The following is a 21,506-nucleotide window of genomic DNA, read 5'->3' as shown; positions in this document are numbered from 1 at the left end:
GCGGCGGCCGGTTGGTTTTTGGGGCGTTTTTTTTTTTTGCCTTTTTTTTTTTTTTGTCTCCGCGTTTTCCCCCCTCTCGCTCCCTCTTACTCCTTCTCCCGCCGTTTGCCTGATCCCCCCGCTCCCACAAAAGCTGCAACGCCAAAAGACTCAACGCTTGCAGGCGCTGCAAATCCGCTCGACCTTGTAGCCCTGCGCGCGCAACTTCTCGACCACGCCATCGCTGCCCAGCAGGTGCAGTGCACCGACCACCACCAGCGTATTTCCGCGTCCTGGCTGCAACCACTGCTGCAGGCTGGGCAACCAGGCATTATTGCGATCCACGTTGATCCGCTGATACAGCCCCGGGTACTCGCGCTTCATCTGCGCGGCCATATCCCGCCACAACATCACGTCATCGCCACGGCGCCACGCATCGTGCAGCTGGCGGCTCTGCACGTCGCCCTTGTCGACCTGTTCCAAGGCTTCGCGCAGCAACTGACGCTGCTCGTCGGCACTCATGCTGTCGAGCATTGCGATCTGCGAGGCAGCACTTTCAAGGCCGGAAGCCGGCTTGTTGGCCTGAGCGGCACGGTCCATCAAATGCCGATCCAGCCCGGACTTCGGGTCCAGGCCCTGCTGGTTCATCTGCGCAATGCTGACAGTCAGGCCCACGAACCAGGGCTTGAGCCCGGCCAGCCGATCGACCGGCATGTTGTTGGCCACGCCCCATCGTTCCAGCCGCTGCCAGGTGGCTGGATCAAGATCATCCTTGAGCTGGCGCCCATCACGACGCAGCGCTGCCTGCATCATCTGCGTGGCCAGCTGCGGCGAGTTCATTTCCTCCGGCGACAGCTCGAACAACAGGCGCTGCGCTCCTGCGAACGCTCGATCGACATCGGCGGACAACGGATAGTCATCGGCCTTGAGCAGATGGAAGGAACCGAGCAGATACAGTTCGCTGCCCTGTGCACCACTGACCTTCCACAGCAGCGGTACCGGCGGCTGCTTCACCGCCGGCTTGGGCGCGGCAGCACTTGCAAGCAACGGCACCGCAGCCAACAAGCCGGTGGCCAGCAACACGCCCACGCGTTTGATCCACTTCATGCGGCTGGCTCCTGCTTGGGCTTGGCATAGGCTTTTTCACCAGCCGTCACCTCCATGTCCAAGCGGTTCTCCGGCGGCGGCAACGGGCAGGTCGCAAACGGAGTGAATGCACACGGCGGGTTGTAGGCACGGTTGAAATCAATCACCACCTGGCTTTTTGCGTCCGGCACATCCACGTCGATGTAGCGCCCCGCCGCATAGCTGCCACGGCCACTGGTGCGGTCGGCGAAGATCACTTGCAACGGGCGGCCCACATCACCCAGCGCTTCCAGCCGCCAGGTTCGTCCGTCACGTTCGAACTCGATCGCCCCGGCGTTGGCCAGCTCCGTGGTCAAGCCGGTGATATCGACAATCGGAATGGTCTTGTTGACGTCATGCGGCACGAACCGCGCGGTGATGCGCCAACTCGGATCCGCCGGCCAGTAGTCCAGATGGCTGAAATCCACACGTGCTGGTGCATCGGCATGCTTCACCCGCAGCCCGAAACGCGCCCCGCGTTCGATCAGGCTCAAGGTGCCTTTGCCTTCGTCGAAATGAATCAGCGTAGGCGCCTCTGCGTGGTCACTGTGCAGTGGGACGCGGCCCTTCACCACCTGCCCGTCCACCTCCACCGAGACACCGGCCTCCGGTGTAAAGAACCATCCGTCGCCTACGCGCGTGACCATCCCCATGCGCGGCGGACCCGCCGCCAGGCGGACGCCACTGGTACTGCCGCTACCAATGTAATGCGCCTTCAGATCCAGCCAATGCAGGCCGACCAAGCTGGTCCAGCCATCCGGGGCCAGCAATTCGGTTAGTCGCTGCTCGCGCCAAAGTTCATTGTCATGCGCAAACGCCGGATCGACCTTCGCGGTCGGCGCTGAGTTCTTCGCGTCATCGCCACAGCCACCGAGCAGCATCGCGGCGAGCAATGCCACACACCCCAATACGTGTTTCATCAACGACCCCGCAGGAACCAGCGATCAATTTCGGCCAAGGAAAAGCGCGCCCAGGTCGGGCGGCCGTGGTTGCATTGCCCGGAGCGCTCGGTGATTTCCATATCGCGCAGCAAGGCATTCATTTCCGGGATGGTCAGGCGTCGGTTGGCGCGCACCGCGCCGTGGCAGGCCATCGTCGACAACAGTTCGTCGCGCGCGGTGGCGATGCGGCGGCTCTGGCCGTGCTCGCGAAGATCGCCGAGCACATCGCGCAGCAAGCCTTCCGGCTCGGCATTGGCCAGTAGCGCGGGAATGCTACGCACATGCAGCGAGCCGGGGCCGGAACGGGTGACCTCGAAACCCAGCGCGGCCAAGGTGGCCGCTTCACGCTCGGCGGTATCGGCATCACGCTCGCCCACCGCCAGGGTCATCGGCACCAGCAGCGGCTGCGCATGCAGGCCGATGCCGTCATGCGCGTTCTTCAAGCGTTCGTAGCCGATGCGTTCGTGGGCGGCGTGCATGTCCACCACGATCAGCCCCTCGGCGTTTTCGGCCAGGATATAGATGCCGTGCAGCTGGGCGATCGCGTAGCCGAGCGGCGGCACACCAGCATCGTTGGAGGTCGGCGGCAATGACGGACCGCTGTCGGCCTGACGCAAGACCTCAGCGCCACCTTCAACCGGCGAATACAGGGCGGCATAAGCCGATGGTGCATCGGCCACCTGCAGGCCCAGCGGCGATTGCCGTGCCTGCCAGTTGCCGCTGCCACCACCACCGCCCGCGCTGCCGCCGGGACGTGAGAGCAGATAGCCGCCCGCGCCAGCGTAGTTTGGTGCCGCCTGCGCCTGGGGATCCGCAGGATGTGCCTGCGCTGCGGCGGGCTCCATGCCGGCGCGGGTTTCCGCCAGTGCGTCCTTCAAGGTGCGGTAGACGAAATCATGGATCAATCGCGAATCACGGAAGCGCACTTCGTGCTTGGCCGGATGCACATTGACGTCGACCCGGGTCGGGTCCAGCTCCAGGAACAATACGTAGGCCGGCTGCCGACCGTGATAGAGCACATCGCCGTAGGCCATCTTCACTGCATGGCTGACGCTGCGATCACGCACCGACCGACCGTTGACGTAAAGGTATTGCTGGTCCGCGCTGGCCCGCGAATACTGCGGCTGCGCGATCCAACCGTGCAGACGCAGGCCGGCCGCGCTGTGATCCACGCGCAGCGCCTGGCGTGCGAAGTCCTCGCCCAGGGTTTCGCCCAGACGCGCATCCGAATACAGATCACCGGGCTTGTAGCGGCGCGAAGGCTTGCCGTTGTGCGAAACGCGCAACTCCACGTCTGGACGGGCCAGTGCCAGCGAACGCAGCCACTCCTCGATGTGGGTGAGCTCGGTGCGCTCGGCGCGCAGGAACTTGCGCCGTGCCGGCACGTTGTAGAACAGCTCGCGCACTTCCACAGTGGTACCGGGCGCATGCGCACGCGGGGTGACATCACCGAGCTTGCCACCTTCGATCTGCAACGCCGAACCGTGTTCGTCATCGGCACGCCGCGAGGCCAAGGTGAAACGGCTGACCGAGGCAATCGACGGCAGGGCCTCGCCGCGGAAACCCAGTGTGGCCACCGATTCCAGATCATCCAGGCTGGCGATCTTGCTGGTGGCGTGCCGCGACACCGCCAGCGGCAGCTGCTCGGCCGCGATACCACCACCGTTGTCGCGGATGCGGATCAGGCGTACCCCGCCTTCTTCCAGATCGATATCAACACGGGTGGCACCGGCATCGAGGGCATTCTCGACCAGTTCCTTGACCACCGAAGCGGGACGTTCAACCACTTCGCCGGCGGCGATCTGGTTGATCAGGATTTCCGGCAGCGGACGGATCGCATTCATGCCGCACCGCCGGTCAATAGCGGGGCTGTGGCGCGATACGGGAACGAGGTTTGGCGTGGGATCAGGCAGACTTCATGCATGCCGTCGATGATAGCCGAGCATGGGCCGAACACCGCGATCAGAGCGCCAATCCCTTCTCCCTTCGGGAGAAGGTGCCCCAAAGGGGCGGATGAGGGTAGGCCAGCCAACATTGCCAGCATGCAGCAGAAAGAGCCGGACAAGAACTGGGTGTTCATCAATCCGACTTCGCTCGGCCCTCACCCCAACCCCTCTCCCGCGGGGAGAGGGGCTCAAGGCAAGTACCGCCTTACTTGCTACCACCAGCAACGGTACCAGCCGCTGCATCCATCTCGGCCTGGGCGCGGGCGGCAAACAAGGTGCCCGGCGGTGGCTGGCGGCTGAAGAAGGTGTGCACGCCATCCAGCACGGCACCGGCGATGCGGCGCTGGTAGGCCGGATCGATCAGGCGGCGCTCTTCGTCCGGGTTGGAGATGAACGCGGTTTCGACCAGCATCGCCGGCATGTCGGAGGTGCGCAGCACGGCGAAGTTGGCCCGCTCAAGGTTCGGCTTGTGGTTGTTGCCGATACGCTTGAGACCGCCGAGCACGTGCCCGGCCGCGTCTTCCGACGCCTTCATGTTGCCGCTCTGGGCCAGATCCAGCAGCACGTTGGCCAAGGTGCCTTCGGTACGGCTGAGGCTGACGCCACCAATCAGGTCGGCGGCGTTTTCCTTGTCCGCCAGCCAACGCGCACGCTGCGAAGACGCGCCCTTGGTCGACAGGACATACACCGATGAACCCGTCGCTGAGCGATTCTCGGCGGCATCGGCATGGATCGAGATGAAGATGTCAGCCTTGGCCGCACGCGCACGCTGGGCGCGCATCGGCAGCGGGATGAACACATCGGTGTCGCGGGTCAGGTAGGCGCGCAGGCCCGGGGTTGCGTTGACCTGGCGGGCCAGCTCGCGTGCGACAGCCAGCGTCACGTCCTTCTCGCGCTTGCCAGTGGGGCCGACGGCACCCGGATCCTGGCCGCCGTGGCCCGGATCAATGGCAACCACCAGATTGCGCATACCCGGCGCCATCCGAATTCGTGACGCGTCACTTGGCATGACCGGACGTGGTGCAGGCGTCTGCGCTGCGGCGACCGGTGCGGCGGCAGCCGGCTCGGCCGGGCGCGGCACGACCGGGGTCGGAACGCCGGTAGCTATTGTCGTGCGGACCGGAGTGCCCTGACCACTGAGGATAGCTGCTGGCGAAGACGTAGATGGAGCTGCTGAAGGATTGCCGGTTGCTGCGGCGACAATCGTTACCGCCGCCGGTGCGGGGTTCGCAGCAACCTGCACCGGAGCCGGCGGCGTGGTCGCCTGCTGGCGTACCGCCGCAGTCAATGCCGCCGTAGCACGGGCTGCCTCGGCACGTGCCTGCGCAGGGTCCACGGCAGGAACGGTCGGCGGCACGGATGCTGTTGAGGCGCTGGCGACAGGTGCAGCTGCTGCGCTTGCACGCGGCGCGGTCTCACCCGGCCACTCGATCAGCAATTTGGATTCAGCGCCCTGCCCCTGCATCTGCGGCTTGAACGCGGCTACAGATTCGGCCAGGTCGAACACGATGCGGAAGGTACCGGGGACCGGGTTCCCGGTGCGCACGGCGGTGACCACACCTGCAGGCGCAGGCAACTTGAGGCCGCGCACGCCGGTGGATTCGGGGAAATCGATGACCAGACGGTTGGGGCCGGCCAGGCTGATGGTCTTGTAGCTGCCACCACCGGCCAGCTGGATCTCGGCGCGGGTGCCGGTTGCGCCAGCACTCAAACCGAGCCCACGGACCTCACCAGCCCACGCGGAAGCGCTGGCCAGGCACAGGCCGGCAACGGCGACAGACAATGCGAACAGGCGGTTTCCCGTAGTCATGAGCGGATTCAATCACCGGATTTCGGTAATTGCAACATTTTTTCCCTTAATAATCCGCAACCTGCCGTAACTTCCTGTTGTTACAGGGCAGAAAGCCCCTGCAAGTGTTCCGTTTTGCGCAGCCGCTGCAGCCAGGCCTCGCCGGTTGGACTATGTGCCTGCAGCCGTGCACGGCGACCATGGCCGTCGATCTCCAGCGCCACCACCAGGTCCAACGGCGGCAATCCGCCTGCCCCGCGCTCGGGCCATTCGATCAGCCACAGGTCGGCGCTGGCATCGTCCAGACCGAGGAAATCCAGCTCACCGGCGTTGCCAATCCGGTACAGGTCCAGGTGCCAGGCCTCGCCGGTATCCAGCGGGTAGCGCTCGATCAAGGTGTAGGTAGGGCTGCGGATCGGCCCCTGCACGCCCAGCGCGCGCAGCAGGGCGCGGGCCAGGGTGGATTTTCCAGCGCCAAGATCACCTTGCAGGTGAACCACCGCCTGCGCGGGCCGGGTCTGTGCCAAGGCCTGACCCAGCAGGTCGGTGCTCTCGGATTGGGGCAAAGACAATTCGATCATGGGAGACATTATGGATTGGCCAGCGTCCGCAGGTGCGGCAATAGATCGCGTGGCAACAGCCCGCGCTCACCTTCGGCAGCCGCTGCATCGCCGGCCAGGCTGTGCAGCAAGGCACCGGTACTGGCTGCATCAAACAGCGACAGGCCCTGCGCCAACACGGCGGCGATCGCGCCGGTCAACAGATCGCCCATGCCGCCAACCGCCATGCCCGGATTTCCCGCGGCAATCACCCGCGGCAGCTGCCCCGGCGCGGCGACCACCGTGCCGGCGCCCTTGAGCACCACCACTGCCGCATAGCGCGCAGCCAGCGCATGCGCTGCGCCGAAACGATCGCGCTGGATGCTGGCGGTATCGGTGCCGAGCAGGCGCGCGGCCTCGCCCGGATGCGGGGTGAGAATCGCCTGCGGCAGCGGCAACGGCCGCGGATCAGCGGCCAGCAGGTTCAAACCATCGGCATCAAGCACCACCTGCTTGCCGCTGGCCAGCACCGCCGACCACAAGGCATGTGCCCAATCATCCTGGCCCAGTCCGGGCCCAAGCGCGATGACAGTGGCGCGTGCCAGCAATGGCGCGAAATCCTCGGAACTATCGACGGCGTGCACCATCGCTTCGGGACAACGCGCCAACAACGGCGCCACATGCAGCGCGCGCGTCGCCACACTGCACAGACCGGCACCACCGCGCAGCGCAGCCTCGGCAGCAAGCATCACCGCGCCACCGCTACCATGGTTGCCGCCGACGCACAGCACATGCCCGGATTCGCCTTTATGGGTATTGAGTCGACGCGGTGGCAGCATCCGCAGCAACTGCGGCCTGGCCCAGCGCAGCGCGCTCGCGCTGACACCCTCGAATGCGACAGCCGGCACCTCCAGATCAGCCAGCAAGCGCTGCCCGGCATGCTCCAGCGCCGCACCGGTGTGCAGGCCCTGATGCGGCACGATGAACTGCAATACCCGCGCCGCACGCACCGCCGCGCCGGCCACGTTACCGCTGAGCGCATCAACGCCACTGGGCACATCCAGCGCGAACACCGGCGCAGACGCAGCATTCATTGCTGCAATCAGGGCGCCGTCTTCGATATCTGGCGCACGGCTGAAGCCGATGCCATACAGCGCATCGACGATCAGATCGGCCTGCTGCAGGCAATGCGACACGATCTCAACGTGACCGCCAACAGCCAGATAGTCGGTGCAGGCGCGCTGCGCCAAGGCCGTGCGCGGCGACGCCTCCGGCAGGTGCAGCACACTGACATCACGTCCAGACTGGCGGGCGTGACGGGCCAGCACATAGCCATCGCCGCCGTTGTTGCCCGGCCCGCACACCACCACGATACGCCGCGCCTGCGGCCAATACTGCAGCGCGGTCTGCCACGCGGCGTGGCCGGCGCGCTGCATCAGCAGGTAAGCATCGCCGCCCAGGGCAGCGGTCGCTTGCCCATCAATCTGGCGGGCAGCGGTGATATCGAACAATTCGACGGGCTCTGACATGCCGGCAATTCTATACTTGCGCCATGTCTGAAGCCGTTACCGCCGCAAACCCGGCGCAGTTGTCGCTGCGCATCCGCCAGCTTGCCCTTGAGGCGGGCTTCCAGCGCTACGGAGTCAGCGGCATCGAGCTGGGCGAGGATGAAGCGCACCTGGCCGACTGGCTGGGCAAAGGCCTGTACGGGACGATGGAATGGATGGCGCGCCACAGCACCTTGCGGGCACGCCCACAGGAACTGCTGCCCGGCACGCTGCGGGTGATCTCGGTTGGTCTGGATTACGGTCACAAGGACGATGCCGAAGCCTGGGCAACCTTGAATGATGGCGAGCGCGCCTATGTGGCGCGCTACGCGCTGGGCCGCGATTACCACAAGCTGATGCGCAACCGCCTGCAGAAGCTGGCCGAGCGCATCGCCGGCGAGATCGGGCAATTCGGCTACCGGGTCTTCGTCGACTCCGCTCCTGTGCTGGAGCGCGCACTGGCGCGCAATGCCGGGCTGGGCTGGATCGGCAAACACACCTGCCTGATCGACCGCAACGGCGGCTCCTGGTTCTTCCTAGGCGAGATCTACGTTGACCTGCCATTGCCGGTGGATGTGCCAGCCACCGCGCATTGCGGCAGCTGCACGCGCTGCATTGATGTCTGTCCCACTGCCGCCATCATCGCCCCACATCGGTTGGATGCGCGCCGTTGCATCTCCTATCTGACCATCGAGCATGAAGGCGCGATTCCGCTGGAAATGCGTCCGCTGATGGGCAACCGCATCTATGGCTGCGATGACTGCCAGCTGGTCTGCCCTTGGAACAAGTTCGCCCAGCGCACCGATGAGCCGGACTTCCGTGCCCGCAACAATCTCGACACCGCCACCCTGCCCGAGCTGTTCGCCTGGGAAGAAGACGAGTTCCTGCGCCGCACCGAGGGCAGCCCGATCCGTCGCAGCGGCCACGAACGCTGGCTGCGCAATATTGCCGTGGCGCTTGGCAATGCCGCGCCCTCTCCCGCCGCAAGGCAAGCGCTGCAAAGCCGCCAGACGCATGCATCCGAAGTGGTGCGCGAACATGTGCAGTGGGCCTTGCAGCAGCATGCCGACGCCACGCAGAAGCCCTGACCCCATTCCGATATCGCCGGCCAGCGCAGCCGCTCCCGTAAGATAGGGGCCGTCAGCTCCGCTGCGCCCCCGGCGCGGCCGAGCGTCCTATCGGCATAGCAGTTGAACCATGACCTCCAGCAACGACGTCCTCACCCCCAACCAGCTCAACACCTTGGCGCGCGACCTTCTGGAGAGCACGTTCCCAATGGTATGGGTGGAAGGAGAGCTGGGCAGTGTCAGCCGGCCCGCCTCCGGGCATCTGTACTTCACCTTGAAGGACGCACGCGCCCAGGTGCGTGCAGCGATGTTCAAGCCCAAGAGCCAGTGGCTGAAGTTCCTCCCGCGCGAAGGCATGCGCGTATTGGTGCGCGGCCGATTGACGCTGTACGAAGCACGTGGCGACTACCAGCTGATCCTCGACCACATGGAAGAAGCCGGCGAAGGCGCGCTGCGTCGCGCCTACGACGAACTCAAGGCCCGGCTCGAAGCCGAGGGCCTGTTTGACCCGGCGCGCAAGCGTCCGCTGCCAGCGCACGTGCGCCGCCTAGCGGTGATCACCTCGCCCAGCGGCGCGGCGGTGCGCGACGTACTGAGCGTGCTGGAACGCCGTTTCCCGATGCTGGAAGTCGAGCTACTGCCGTCGCTGGTACAGGGTGCCACCGCCGCTCCGCAGATCACCTCGCTGCTGCGCCAGGCCGATGCCAGTGGCCGTTACGACGTGATCCTGCTGACCCGCGGCGGTGGTTCGCTGGAAGACCTGTGGGCATTCAACGATGAACAGTTGGCGCGTGCAGTCGCCGCCAGCAACACGCCGGTGGTCTCGGCGGTAGGCCACGAAACCGACTTCAGCCTGAGCGACTTCGCCGCCGATCTGCGCGCACCGACGCCTTCCGTGGCCGCCGAGCTGCTGGTCCCGGACCAACGCGATCTTGCGCTGCGGGTACGCCGGTTGGCGCAACGCCTGCAACAGCTGCAGGTACACGCAATGAGCCAGGCCATGCAGCGCGCCGACCGTGCAGCCTTGCGGCTGCAGGCGCATAGCCCGCAGGCACGACTGAACCTGCTCAAGCATCGACAGGAAGCCGCCTTCGCACGCCTGCACGCCATCTGGCGGCAGCAACAGGAACGTCGCGCATCTCGACTCCGCCATGCCGCCACCGTGCTACGCAGCACCCAGCCGCAGCGCCGCTTGAGTGCTTTGGCCGAGAAGCTGGCAACCCTGGCACCGCGCGCCCATGCGGCGATGGCGCGCCAGTTGCAGCGCGATGCATTGCGTCTGCGCGGCATCGCCCGCTCACTGGAAGCGGTGAGCCCCTTGGCTACCGTGGCGCGTGGTTATTCCATCCTGACCACGCTTGAGGATGGCGCCTTGGTCCGCAGCACCGACCAGGTCAAGCCCGGCGAACAGCTGCGCGCCCGTCTGGCAGAAGGCGAGCTGCAATTGAAGGTTGAGCAGATCCGCGCAAAACCAGCGTCCAGCGATTCCACTCAGGGCTGAGCCGGCGCCGCGTCCCAACGATCGACAATGATCCGCGCCAGCTTGCCCGGGTCACGATCGAAGTGATGCCCACCGGGGAGCTCAACCACCTGCATCTGCGCATCACCTCGCAGGTCGCGGCAAAGGCTGTCTTTCTCATCGACGCCGTAAATGCACTGGTGCGCGACCGGCTGCAAGCCGGCCAACGCAGGCTGCACAGGCACTTCCTGGGCACGGAACCAACCCAGCCAGCCACCTAGGCGCACCTCGAAGTCAGCACCGTGGGCAAGCCCCAACAGCGACACCAGCCGTACCGCGCGGCGCTGCTCCTCGCTGAGCAGTGGATAGGCGAAGGGCAACACATCGGCACCAAACGAATAGCCAACCAGCGCCACGTCGTCAGCCCGCCAACGCTGACGGTAGGCGCGCACCACGTTGTCCAGATCGGCACCTATCTGGGCAGCAGTACGTTTCTTCCAGAAGTAGCGCAGGCTGTTCCAGCCGACCACGGAAATGCCGCGCTGGTTGAGCTCGTGCGCCAGCCCCTTGTCCAGGTCACGCCAACCGCCGTCACCGGAGATCAACACCACCAGCCGCTTGCTGCCTGCAACCGGCATCTCCACCAAGGGCAGCGTCGCCACCCCCGATGCAGGTGCGGCGTGCAGCGCCATGGGTACCGCCGCCAACAGCGCATCCGTCGGCAAGGACTTGACCTGCACGGTGGCCGTTCCTCCAACGCAGCTGACATTGTTCGATGCGGCGCCATCCGCAGAAACCAGGACGGCGGCGAATTCGCCGGCTGCAGCACCGGCCGCGCTGTCGCTCACCAAGCCTGCACTGCTGCCCTGACCGACCAATACCGGCAGGTAGAACTGCTCGGCACGCTCGCGTTTGAGCAACTTCTGGGCAAGCAGCGCCGCATCATCGGCCATCGCGCGGCAGCTGCCATTGCCCTTCTGCAGCCGCTGTCGATAACGCGCTGCGTCCACCACCGCCACCCATGCGCCGGCGTGTGCCAGCTGCCCGGCAAACTGCCTGCGCTGCGCACGTGGCAAGGCCGGGTCTGCGAAGTAGATCACCAGACCACGCGGCGCGACCGGCGGCTCCACCACCTGCACACGGCCGTAGCGACCTGCAGACAACTGCCTGGCGTGTGCCGCCCAGCCCCAGCCAACCGTCACCACGATCAACAACACACCAAGACCCAGCAACGCACCACGTCGCATCCGTAACCTCTGGTCACAAAGCAAGAACGCCGGCGAGCATCCACCGGCGTTCGTTATGTCCTTGTGCAGTCCGCTGCGCCGCCTGCTACCTGGCTGCTGCTCCGGCGGTACAGAAGCGCTGTTTGTACTCCAGCGCCTTGGGCATCAAGGCCTGCAGGTTCTGGATGCGGGTGCCGGGATTGGGATGGGTGGAAGAGAACTCCGGCGGCGCCTGCCCGCCACTGGCCTGACTCATACGCTGCCATAGCGGCACCGCTTCTTCCGGGTTGAAGCAGGCAGCAGCGGCCAGCATCAACCCGACTTCATCTGCCTGGGTTTCATGTGAACGCGCATACGGCAGCAGATAGCCGTAGCCCATCGCCGACATCATCATCTGCTGTTGTTGAACATCCATGCCGCTGGCGGCACCAGCCATCTGCCCGATCTGGGTCAGCTTCTGCTGGGCCATGCGCTGGGCACCATGCCGCAACAAGGCGTGGGCGATTTCGTGCCCCATCACCACCGCCAGCGCATCGGCATTCTGCGCCACCGGGATCAGCCCGGTATAGACCGCCATCTTGCCGCCGGGCAGGCAGAACGCATTGGCTTCATCGGACTGCAGCACGTTCACGTCCCACTCGAAATCCTTGGCGAAGTGCTGCGGCTGCAGGCCGTGCTCCTGCGCCAGCGAGGTTTCCACCACGTCGACCTTGGCGATCAGGCGACTGGCGATCTCGCGCACCTGGCGGGCGATCTGCGAATTTGGATCGACCGGCCGCTCCTGTGCCAGTATCTCCTGGTAGGCCTGCAGGCCCATCGCCTTCTCTTCACTGGCATTGAGCGAGCTGTCGATCAGCACCTTCTCGCCGGTATACGGGTCCACCGAGCGGTTGCCGAAGTAATAGCAGCCGCCATAGACCGCGAAGCCCAGCAGGATCACCCAGCGGATATTCCCGAACAGGCCGCCACCACGCCGACGTTGACCGCCATTGCCTTGGTTACCGAAAGGATCTTGTCGCATGCTTGGATTCCGTCTGGGCCGGGCTGGCCGTGGCCGATGGTAGCGCCAGCGGTTCCCGAAAGCATATCGGGGTCCTGAGCCGCCACGTTCACGATGCCCCCGGATAGTGACGCCCTGACACGGAATCCACCCCAAATCACCAGGAAGCCAGTCCGCTGGGTGATCATCGAACGCGCTCGCCCTTAAGCCCAAATAAAGCGCCCTGATTTCCACTTCCTCTTAAGGCCTCCCGGCCGCTTCGAATCACTCAGAAGTAGAGTTCGGGTGATAGTGCGACTGAAGCATGCCATCACTCCCGCCCTCCCGACCGACCACAGGTGCTTTCATAATGAAGAAGAACACGATAACGATGGTCGCCGCCTTGGCGGCCGCGCTGCTGCCGAGCGCGCAGAGTCATTCAGCGCAGCAGGTCGCCCAGCCATTGGGGGACGCCGAGAAGCTCAGCGTCTTCCCCCAGCTCATCAAAAGTCTCAAGAATGCCGGTAACCTAACGATAGGCGCGAAGCCAAGTGGAGGCGCCACGCGGCCAATGACAATTAGGACTTCCGCCCCGCTTGCACTCGCCAGACCAAAGCGAACAACACAACCCAGTGATCTCAAGCTAGAAAGCGCGGGGCAGCAGTGTTCGGGAGCTGGCAGCAGACAAAACAGGACCACCATCGCCCTTTAGAGACGAGGACTTTCTCATGCACCGCCGTATCAGGCTGATGCTGAGCCGTTCGCAATGAAGCCCCTTGTGCGCCAAGTAGCGCGAACAAAGCTCTTGAAATCGTAGCCTTCTCCAAGGGTCAGTTTGTCCGCATGGTCAGAGACGATAATTTGCGGCATCACCCCTGTGTCCCTTGCGGTGTGATCGCAAAATTTGGCGAACTGCGTAAACATATTGTTAACCGCACTCATGTCCTCATCAACACGATTCTCGCGCCTGGATTGTTTCGCCAGATCTTGTGGCCGGAAATCTTCACCATCATCCAAAGCGGCCGGGAAGTAGACCTGAGTCGGCTGATCAAGGAAGAGGATGGGTGGGATCTTGCACTTTTCCTCAGCCGCAAATTGATAGTGCAGCGCCAAGAAGAGCGCTAGGTGAGAGTAGAGCCAGTTCGCTCCACTTCCCATAGAACGGAGATAAACTCGACTGCCGTCGTCTTGTTGATACCAAAGCTCGAAGGTCTCAATATTGAAGCGCAACCTCGATGGCTTGTAAGTTTCTTCAAAGCTGAAGAGATCACCAAACTCGCACAGTTTTGCATCGATGCTTTGACTCAATGCTGCGAGCCTCTCTTCAACACCGTACTCTTCCAATAGATGAGCTAACCGCCTGATCTCCTCATCCCATTGACTCGCCTGCGCAGAAAGCTCTGACTCAGGTTTGTCCAACTGATCCTGAATTGCAATCTCAAGCAATAGTTTAGATTTAGTGGCCTGCTCATCTATTGACTTCGACGACTTGAGCCTTGTGGCTTCTTCGTCGATAGGCTTAATCTCAGAAAGAATCGAGCGCAGCCGATCATCGATGACATCAATCTTCTCTTGAATTTTCCGCCCTTCTGCCGCAAAGCTTTCACGCGCGTAGGTCGACAGTCTAAGCTCACCGTTCAGCCAGTCAATGGCATCCACAAGCTTGTTGGCCTCAGTCGCCGGCGCCAATGTGTGAGACTCGCAGACCGGGCAATGGGCTTCGAAGAGCTCAGTCGAATCAGGCAACCTGTCTGTCTTCATGCCCACATTAAACTGGGTAGCGGAAACAACAGCTTCTGACACCAGCCTCAGCTGACCTTGCAACTGCCGCTTCTCAAGGAGTGCCTCGGCTCGCTTACGACTCAGCGCTTCTCTTCTGTTTTCGATTTCATTGGAAAGCACATCAATTCTGACCTGTCGCGCAGATATCTGGTTAAGCAGCGGAATGGGCCTTGCATAGATCTGCTCTGCGGTAGCCTCAATCAGGTCAAATCCGGCCAACGTCTTAAACTGAGCCAAAAGATCCCTGTATCTATCAATTGCGGCTGTCTTGCGTTGGGCTTGCCTAGGAATCTGAGCTTGAATCTTCCTCAGCTCATGCTTTGCAACTTCTTGCTCCTTGAAAAGATCAAAGTAAGCCTCATCGACCATACCCATGAAGATCTTGAAATGATTGATCGCCTGGTCGCGTTTTTCTTTTTCATCGAATCGATAGAAAATCGCATGCTTATTAGCGACAAGATTTTGATGTTGAAGCATGAACGAAGAGAAGCTTCGCACGGATGGTGTAGCGGCCTTGCTCCTGCCAGCAAGCTTGAAGTAAGGATCCTCGTCAATATTCTCGAGCGTAATTGAGAAGTAACGGCCTAGGCTCTTATTGAAATCACTCAATGGCATAAAATTCTTTTCAGAAAAAAATGCCGACGACTGCTTGATCAGCTCCAACAGCCCATCCGGCTCTACACCTTGTTGTTCAAGCAAAAAGCATCGATTTGAATTTTTCTTGCGTGCAGCCACCAAAAAATACCTTGGAAACTGCCAAACCACAAAAAAAATCTCTGCGCGTTCCGTGATGATCCCAACCGGTATCGTATCCTCACGACTACCAAGGCAATAGTCAAAGATTTCGAGAATTGCACTCTTACCGGTAGAAGACTTTCCCGTAATGATGTTAAGACCGGGCTCAAACTTGACTTGATGAAGATCGCCATCCGTGTCAACAACGCCGATGTAGCGGATAAAGCATTTCATAGTGACTTGAACCCCAACATCCTGTAGATGGATACGACATCCGCTTCCGCAAAGATCAAGGAAAGCCGCCGAGCCGCATCCAAGTGCTTCTCGATCGCATTGCCCCGACGAACGTCACCAACGGACTTGACTGCTAAATTGTTAGTTATCTCGATGCTCCGCTCGGCCTTTAGAACGAGCAGCGCGCCATGAGTCAGCGCCTTGAACCGACCAGTGGTATGAACAAGACCAACAAGCCTGGACTGATCATTGCAAAGCGTGCGAAGGCTACTTCGACTCGTCGCGGCGACCAGATATTTTTGCATCGATGGATACAAGACCATCGGCAGAACTAAATAGCTAAGCAACAGATCCCGCTCGCGAGGAGACGCACTATCGTAGAACTGGTGAATAACCGGCGCCAACGCAAAGGGGGACCGTTGAAGCGTATAGAGATGTTCAACCGGGCTGGACATCATTCCCATAGCCGCCACTGGAAGTCGCGCAGCGGGGGAGGATCTAACTGATCGGCCAACATATGATAGATACCGTTGCGAAACTCGATCGGCGTAAGATCGAAGCCGCCAAATCGATCAGCTGACAAAGCACATCGACTGTCGTAGAACGAGCAAGAAGCCTTCTGACGCTCAGCGTGAGTCGATGCCGGGTTGCTGTTGCGAAGCAAAGCAGAGCGAGAGGCGCGATGGCTCCGCAACTGATTGGCGCTGTAACTCTCAATATCTTCGACGGACGCACTGAGATCTTTCAGTAGCTCGGAGATGTATTTTTGTGCTGAGAGAAGATCAACAGTCGCCTCCAAAACAAGATCATCATCACCACCGATTTCAACGAGCTTTTTCACAAAAATTCGATCTCTAAAATTCTTGCTTTGCGCCTCTATTGTGATCTGTCCGGCGTCAAGACGTGGAAACTTAACAGTGCCGACCATGTATCGCGCAGTGAGCTCGGCGATCTTCGAAGTGAACTGCGCACTGGTGAAGCTCCACTTCGTAGACATCCTCATTGCATTGGTCATGAACCCGAAAAGATCATCCAGAAAATCGTCTTGTCGGTGAGGCAGCACAGCCCTTAAGTACTTCCTCTTGTATTGATCAATCAACCCAAGAAGATCAGGCTGGTCAGTGATGAACTTCACCTTGACCAATATCTGCCCCAATGCCTCCCTCGCTTCTGGAGCCATAACGCGCCTCTGGAGTTTCAAGACATCCGGCACTCGCTCATGCTTACCCGTTCTTGCATCGGACTCCGACGCCACTGAGCAGCCACCGTTTCGGGAGGCGCTTCGCTCCGCATAGCGTCTCTCTGCGCCTTGATGGATGTTATCCAAAGCAGCTAGACGCTGGTGTGGGTCCCAGTCGTTCCAATCCTTGATTGACGCGCGATCACCGAATCCCTGGGTCGTAAGCAGCACTAGGGAGACATAATCTTGATGCGGAAATCCGGTGTTCAACCAGTTATTCAGCGTCTTCCAAAGGTTCTCATGATTATCAGTCAGATCGCCACTGTAGTCCTTGACCTCAATCTGTTCTTGACCCTCGACCGTTACGTCGCCGTGCACCTCGATCCAAAGAACGTCATCAGGCTTCAAACTATGACAATAATCTATAGCTACGTGAACTTGATACTTCAGTGCTTCTGAAAGCCGAGTGGCATCAAATGCGAGCTTATCGCCAACGATCGCTTCGCTCTTGGCAGGTGCGGAGGGTCCTTTTAGAGCCAGCGGCAACAGCCCCTGCCCTAGCATAGCGATGCTCTTTGATGATTCCATGAAACAGCCCCTGTCTTTATCGCCCCCAGATCTTACCAACGATGCGTCGAGGAAATCCATTCACGAAGCTCGTCAGGCCCGAGATTACAGGATGATCCGAACAATTCACTCATACACCTAGATTTGCAACTTTTGAATCGACACGACCGACTGCCTACAAGAAATCGGCGACTTCCAGGGTCATTTTATGCTGCGGGATGGCGCACCGCATACGCAATTACCCAGCTTAAGCAGCTTCCAAAAGTTGAAAAGTGCAAACAACACAAGCACCTACGCCGTGATCTTGACCAAACCACGATAGCGCTCTTTTACCAAGTTGGCGCCTGACTGCCCGGAAAAGGCACTCGACTTTGGCGCAGGCATTTGCCTTGAATTGCCCCAACGTCGCGCGTGTCGGCGCGGAAGTAAGGCATTCTCTAGATTCAAGTGCAACGCCTGATTCGAACGTTTTCGATCACTGCTTCCATCGCCCCGGCGGGACTTCCCAGCCGAAGAGCTGGCGCGGAATTCTTTTTAGACGTTTCCCGTGATATCTGCCAGGACTGCTGCCCGCCTTTTGTCACGGCATAGCAGCCGGATGGCGCGACGCATCTATCGGATGTGTAGCCAGTCCAGACGAGTACAAAAAATTAGCAACCACAGCAACGTTACAGCGCCCCCCTAGGGGATCTACTGGCCTTTGCCAATTGTTCGCCAACAGACCAAAGGTACTGCACTTAATCAGCCTATGGCCGGCTCCGACGCTGCACCACGCATCTATAGTCCCGGCAGAAGCATCGTGGCAGTCAGACCGGACCTTTAATGATCCCAAACAGCAAGGCCGAGACAAGTCTGGACGACGCGAAATCATCCTGCCCCCGAGATTGAGCACGTTGCGCCGCGGCACGCACCGTTGGCATTGATCTAGCCCCATCACCCAACGTCGGGCGCTCCCGACCGGCAGCCTCACAAGCTCCAAACTGCGCGAAACTGCCTCGATCGCGGGAAATCAGCGCGTTCGAGTCGATAGCACTGACCCTGGTTAGGTCGCGGACAGCGCTTCGCTATAGGAACGCCAGCACACGCCGCTGCAAGGTCAAATTCCGCGTACCAGGCGGAAGCCGATGCGCGCGGAGGTGACGTCCGAGTCCTGTGACTGCCGCCACGCCGCGCGAGTCTGCTCCGGGGCATTGGCCCAGTTTCCACCGCGGATCACCCGCTGCCGGCACCCCGGGTTGTACCAGGCGGCGCCATCGGCCGGCGCACGCCGGTAGCTGGCGTGCCAGCAATCGGCCACCCACTCGCTGACATTGCCGCTGATGTCGTGCAGGCCCCAGGCGTTGGCGCGGAACATGGCCACCGGGGCGGTGCCCCAGAAGCCGTCGCCATAGCCGACGAAGGCGTTGTTCCAGTGCCGGCCACTGGGCGATACATCCAGGCTGCCAGTGAAGTTGCCGGCGTTCTCCGGCGGCGTCATCGATCGTCCCCACGGATAGCGGCCCTGGCTGCCAGCCCGCAATGCGTATTCGAACTCCGACTCGCTGGGCAACCGGTAATAGCGCCCGGTCTGCTCGCTCAACCATGCCGCGTAGGCCTCGGCGTCGCGCACGCTGACATGCATCACCGGGCTGTTGGGTGCGGCCTTGACGCCGTTGTAATCGGACTGCCAGTCCACCCCGCTGCGGCGGATGAAGTTACCACTGCGCTCGTCATAGACAATGGAATGGCCGCGTCGGGTCGCACGCGGCCGTGCCTTGGCCGATTCCACGAAACGGCGGAAATCAGCCACGGTGACCTCGGTGATCGACATCGCAAAGCCGCGCTCGAAGTTCACCAGATGCTGCGGGCGTTCGGCATCGCTGCTGCCGATCTCGCCCTCACCGGCCCCCATCTGGAAGCTGCCGTGCGGCACCACCACCATCTGCGGGCCGCGACTGCCTTCACTCAAGGCATCACTGAATACCTGCCCAGGGCGGAAGCTGCCGTAATGGGTAACCAGCTCGATGCGCTCGCGCAGCAAGGCCACGGTGCGGTCGCCGGGCAGCGCGATGCGCTCGGCCTGGGCCAGCTTCAGCCGTGCATCCTTCAGCCCCTTGGATGAGACCAGATCACGCAGGCCGCCTTCGCGCAGCGCATCGAGCTGGGCGGTGCGGATGCCTTCGATGCGCGCGCGGGCATCCTTGAGGGTCACGCTTTCGCCGCGGATGGTGGTGGCCTTGTCCAGCCAGCGTGCAGCTGCGGCGAAATCCGACTCCATCGCAGCGGCATTCTCAGCACGGCGGATCAGGCCACTTTCCACTGCCGCCAAGCCCTGTCGGGCACGGCTGTTGAGCGGATCGGTGGCCAACACCTCGCGGAAGGCCGCCTGCGCGCCGCCGCCATCCTCGCCAAACTGGTGCTGGCGCAGCGCCTGCTCACCGGCGCGATTCAATGCCAGCCGCCGCCGCGCCACTGCGATGCGCTGCTGCAAGGCCTGCTCGGCCTTGCCATCGGGAGCCAACGCAACCGCAACGCCAGCGATCTCGGCAGCCTGGGCCAAGGCCTGGCGTTGATTCTCGGGTTGCGCCATCAAGGCGCTTGCCTGCGCGCGCAGACGCTGCCGGGCCTTGTCCAGGCCGCGCTGCGCAGCCCGGTCCTTCGGCTGCTGGGCCAGGATCGCGAGGTAGAGCGGAATCGCGTCCTCGGCGTCGCGGTACAGCCTGTCCTCGGCCAGCGCCTTGTCGGCCGCCTTGCGCGCTTCAGCCAGCTGCCCGGACTGCAGGCTCACTTCCGGCGCGTTCCAGACCGGCAGCGTGATGTCCTCAACCTGCGGCGTGGGATCGGGCGCTGCAGGCTCCACCTTCGCGGCCGCCTTGGCTTCGGCCTTGGCTTCGGCACGTGCTTCAGCCCTTGCCTCCAGCCGCTCGGCCAGCCCAGGCTTCTTCGCTGGCTCGGCATTGGGCGCAGCCAGCGGCGCCTGCGGCGCGCTGCCGCTGCACCCCACCAACGCCAGCAACAGCGCCGTCAGACCCAACAATTGGCCGGTTTTACCCAAAAACGCCTCCATTACCTTGCACACTTTCCCGGGAGCGGCCCGACGTTAGGCTATTCTCGCCTGCCTGAGCAAACCCTGCAGTTGACGGAACCCCACGTGGCTTACTGGATCAAACACCCGGCGGAGTTGGAAGAACGCTACCGCCAGCGCCCGAGCCGGATCGGGCTGGACACCGAATTCATCCGCGAACGCACCTATTGGCCGCAGCTGGCCCTGGTACAGATGGCGGTCGGCGATGAGATCCTGCTGATCGACCCGCTGATCCCCGGCATGTGCGAGGCACTGAAGCCCTGGCTGACCGACACCTCGATCACCAAGATCATGCACAGCGCCAGCGAAGACCTGGTCGCCTTCAAGTGCGCCTGCGACGCGCTGCCGCGGCCGCTGTTCGACACCCAGATCGGCGCCGCACTGGCCGGCATCGGCGGCGGCATGGGCTACCAGAAGCTGGTCGCCGAGATCACCGGCGTTACCCTGCCCAAGGGCGAGACCCGCTCGGACTGGCTCAAGCGCCCGCTCAGCGACGCGCAGCTGGAATACGCCGCCGACGACGTCGAATACCTGTTCGCCATGCACGACACCATCAGCGCCAAGCTGCAGACCGCAGGCCGCATGCAATGGCTGCAGGACGATGGCGAGCGCCTGCTGGCCAGCGTCGAAGGTGATGAAGGTGAGCACTGGCCGCACCTGTCGATGCGCTCCTCGCAGGTGCTGGAGCGCGACGCCCAGCTGCGCCTGTTGCGCCTGTTGCGCTGGCGCGACCAGCAGGCCCGCAGCAGCGACAAGCCGCGCAGCTGGATACTGGACAATGAACTTGCCAACGTGCTGGCACGCACCCCGCCAGCCGACTACGAGGCCATGCTGAAGGTGTTCGGCCGCTTCCCCAAGGCCCCGCGCAAGCTGGCTCAGCAGGTATGGGAAGCACTGATCACCCCGCTTGCCGACGAAGCCGACGCACCGATGGCCCTGCCGGCCACCGACGGCAACAAGAGCGCACTCAAGCGCCTGCAGGACGCCGTCAGCAAGCGCACCGCAGAGCTGGGACTGCCGGACGGCTTGCTGGCTTCACGCAAGCATCTGGAAGCACTGCTGGAAAGCGGCAACTGGCCGCCAGCCCTCGCTGGCTGGCGCCGCGAACAGCTGGAACCGGTGCTGCGGCCGTTGCTCCCAAGCAACTGAGCATCAAAGCCCCGACCAAGTCGGGGCCGAGTCAACTGTAGTGCCGAGCCATGCTCGGCAAAATCACAAAAGAACGCATGCACACACTTGTAGGAGTCAACTGTCTTGAGCGCCCCCCGCTATACCGGCTGCCCAAGGTGCGTTGTCACGCTTCATGGCATTGAGCCTGGTCAGGTATTTGCGCATACAGGCGGTGAC

15 protein-coding genes are annotated in these 21,506 nt (G+C 62.3%); 3 read left to right on the top strand and 12 right to left on the bottom strand.

All coding sequences use genetic code 11. The features are described 5' to 3' along the window. Nucleotides 1-150: 150 nt before the first annotated feature. The 6 genes from ACVOMF_RS10790 to ACVOMF_RS10765 all read right to left on the bottom strand — a co-directional run bounded on the left by ACVOMF_RS10790 (nucleotide 151) and on the right by ACVOMF_RS10765 (nucleotide 7,848). Nucleotides 151-1,086, bottom strand: a complete 936-nt coding sequence (locus tag ACVOMF_RS10790) for a TraB/GumN family protein (RefSeq protein WP_481509285.1) — start codon at nucleotides 1,084-1,086, stop codon at nucleotides 151-153. Next, on the bottom strand, nucleotides 1,083-2,024 hold the full coding sequence (locus ACVOMF_RS10785) for a DUF1684 domain-containing protein (RefSeq protein WP_481509284.1): 942 nt from the start codon (nucleotides 2,022-2,024) through the stop codon (nucleotides 1,083-1,085). Before ACVOMF_RS10785 ends, ACVOMF_RS10790 begins: the two co-directional genes overlap by 4 nt. Next, nucleotides 2,024-3,889, bottom strand: a complete 1,866-nt coding sequence (gene mutL, locus ACVOMF_RS10780) for a DNA mismatch repair endonuclease MutL (protein ID WP_481509283.1) — start codon at nucleotides 3,887-3,889, stop codon at nucleotides 2,024-2,026. Before mutL ends, ACVOMF_RS10785 begins: the two co-directional genes overlap by 1 nt. A gap of 307 nt (nucleotides 3,890-4,196) precedes the next feature. Beyond that, the gene (locus ACVOMF_RS10775) at nucleotides 4,197-5,801 is read right to left on the bottom strand and encodes an N-acetylmuramoyl-L-alanine amidase (protein ID WP_481509282.1); all 1,605 of its coding nucleotides are present in this window, start codon (nucleotides 5,799-5,801) and stop codon (nucleotides 4,197-4,199) included. Between the two features lie 80 nt (nucleotides 5,802-5,881). Beyond that, nucleotides 5,882-6,361 (bottom strand): tRNA (adenosine(37)-N6)-threonylcarbamoyltransferase complex ATPase subunit type 1 TsaE, encoded by a 480-nt coding sequence (gene tsaE / locus ACVOMF_RS10770; protein ID WP_481509281.1) that lies wholly within the window; start codon nucleotides 6,359-6,361, stop codon nucleotides 5,882-5,884. 8 nt (nucleotides 6,362-6,369) lie between these two features. Continuing rightward, entirely contained in the window at nucleotides 6,370-7,848 is a 1,479-nt protein-coding gene (locus ACVOMF_RS10765) for an NAD(P)H-hydrate dehydratase (protein WP_481509280.1), read from the bottom strand. A gap of 23 nt (nucleotides 7,849-7,871) precedes the next feature. On the opposite strand from ACVOMF_RS10765, the gene queG reads away from it, so the two are divergent. Together queG and xseA are read left to right on the top strand one after the other, a co-directional pair. After that, nucleotides 7,872-8,954 (top strand): tRNA epoxyqueuosine(34) reductase QueG, encoded by a 1,083-nt coding sequence (queG, locus tag ACVOMF_RS10760; protein WP_481509279.1) that lies wholly within the window; start codon nucleotides 7,872-7,874, stop codon nucleotides 8,952-8,954. A 109-nt stretch (nucleotides 8,955-9,063) separates the two neighbouring features. Beyond that, nucleotides 9,064-10,434 carry an exodeoxyribonuclease VII large subunit gene (gene xseA, locus ACVOMF_RS10755; protein WP_481509278.1) on the top strand — a complete coding sequence of 457 codons (1,371 nt, stop codon included), beginning with the start codon at nucleotides 9,064-9,066 and terminating at the stop codon, nucleotides 10,432-10,434. On the opposite strand, the gene ACVOMF_RS10750 is transcribed toward xseA, so the two are convergent. The 6 genes from ACVOMF_RS10750 to ACVOMF_RS10725 form a co-directional block, all read right to left on the bottom strand. Continuing rightward, nucleotides 10,425-11,639, bottom strand: a complete 1,215-nt coding sequence (locus tag ACVOMF_RS10750; RefSeq protein ID WP_481509277.1) for a virulence factor family protein — start codon at nucleotides 11,637-11,639, stop codon at nucleotides 10,425-10,427. The genes xseA and ACVOMF_RS10750 overlap by 10 nt on opposite strands. Before the next feature lie 85 nt (nucleotides 11,640-11,724). Continuing rightward, on the bottom strand, nucleotides 11,725-12,639 hold the full coding sequence (locus ACVOMF_RS10745; RefSeq protein WP_481509276.1) for a M48 family metallopeptidase: 915 nt from the start codon (nucleotides 12,637-12,639) through the stop codon (nucleotides 11,725-11,727). A gap of 699 nt (nucleotides 12,640-13,338) precedes the next feature. Further along, entirely contained in the window at nucleotides 13,339-15,348 is a 2,010-nt protein-coding gene (locus ACVOMF_RS10740) for a DUF3732 domain-containing protein (RefSeq protein ID WP_481509275.1), read from the bottom strand. Next, nucleotides 15,345-15,803: a three component ABC system middle component gene (locus tag ACVOMF_RS10735; protein ID WP_481509274.1), complete on the bottom strand. Its 459-nt coding sequence runs from the start codon at nucleotides 15,801-15,803 to the stop codon at nucleotides 15,345-15,347. The genes ACVOMF_RS10740 and ACVOMF_RS10735 overlap by 4 nt, the downstream gene beginning before the upstream one ends. Further along, complete coding sequence (locus ACVOMF_RS10730) at nucleotides 15,803-17,176, bottom strand: hypothetical protein (RefSeq protein WP_481509273.1); 1,374 nt, start codon at nucleotides 17,174-17,176, stop codon at nucleotides 15,803-15,805. Before ACVOMF_RS10730 ends, ACVOMF_RS10735 begins: the two co-directional genes overlap by 1 nt. Before the next feature lie 1,015 nt (nucleotides 17,177-18,191). Further along, on the bottom strand, nucleotides 18,192-20,141 hold the full coding sequence (locus tag ACVOMF_RS10725) for an SUMF1/EgtB/PvdO family nonheme iron enzyme (protein WP_481509272.1): 1,950 nt from the start codon (nucleotides 20,139-20,141) through the stop codon (nucleotides 18,192-18,194). An 84-nt stretch (nucleotides 20,142-20,225) separates the two neighbouring features. On the opposite strand from ACVOMF_RS10725, the gene rnd reads away from it, so the two are divergent. Next, nucleotides 20,226-21,308, top strand: a complete 1,083-nt coding sequence (gene rnd / locus ACVOMF_RS10720; protein WP_481509271.1) for a ribonuclease D — start codon at nucleotides 20,226-20,228, stop codon at nucleotides 21,306-21,308. Nucleotides 21,309-21,506 lie beyond the last annotated feature (198 nt).

This window comes from Stenotrophomonas sp. STEN022 (assembly GCF_056760155.1).
Note: the sequence above shows the minus strand (reverse complement) of the source record. Positions and strands in the feature narration are given on the sequence as shown.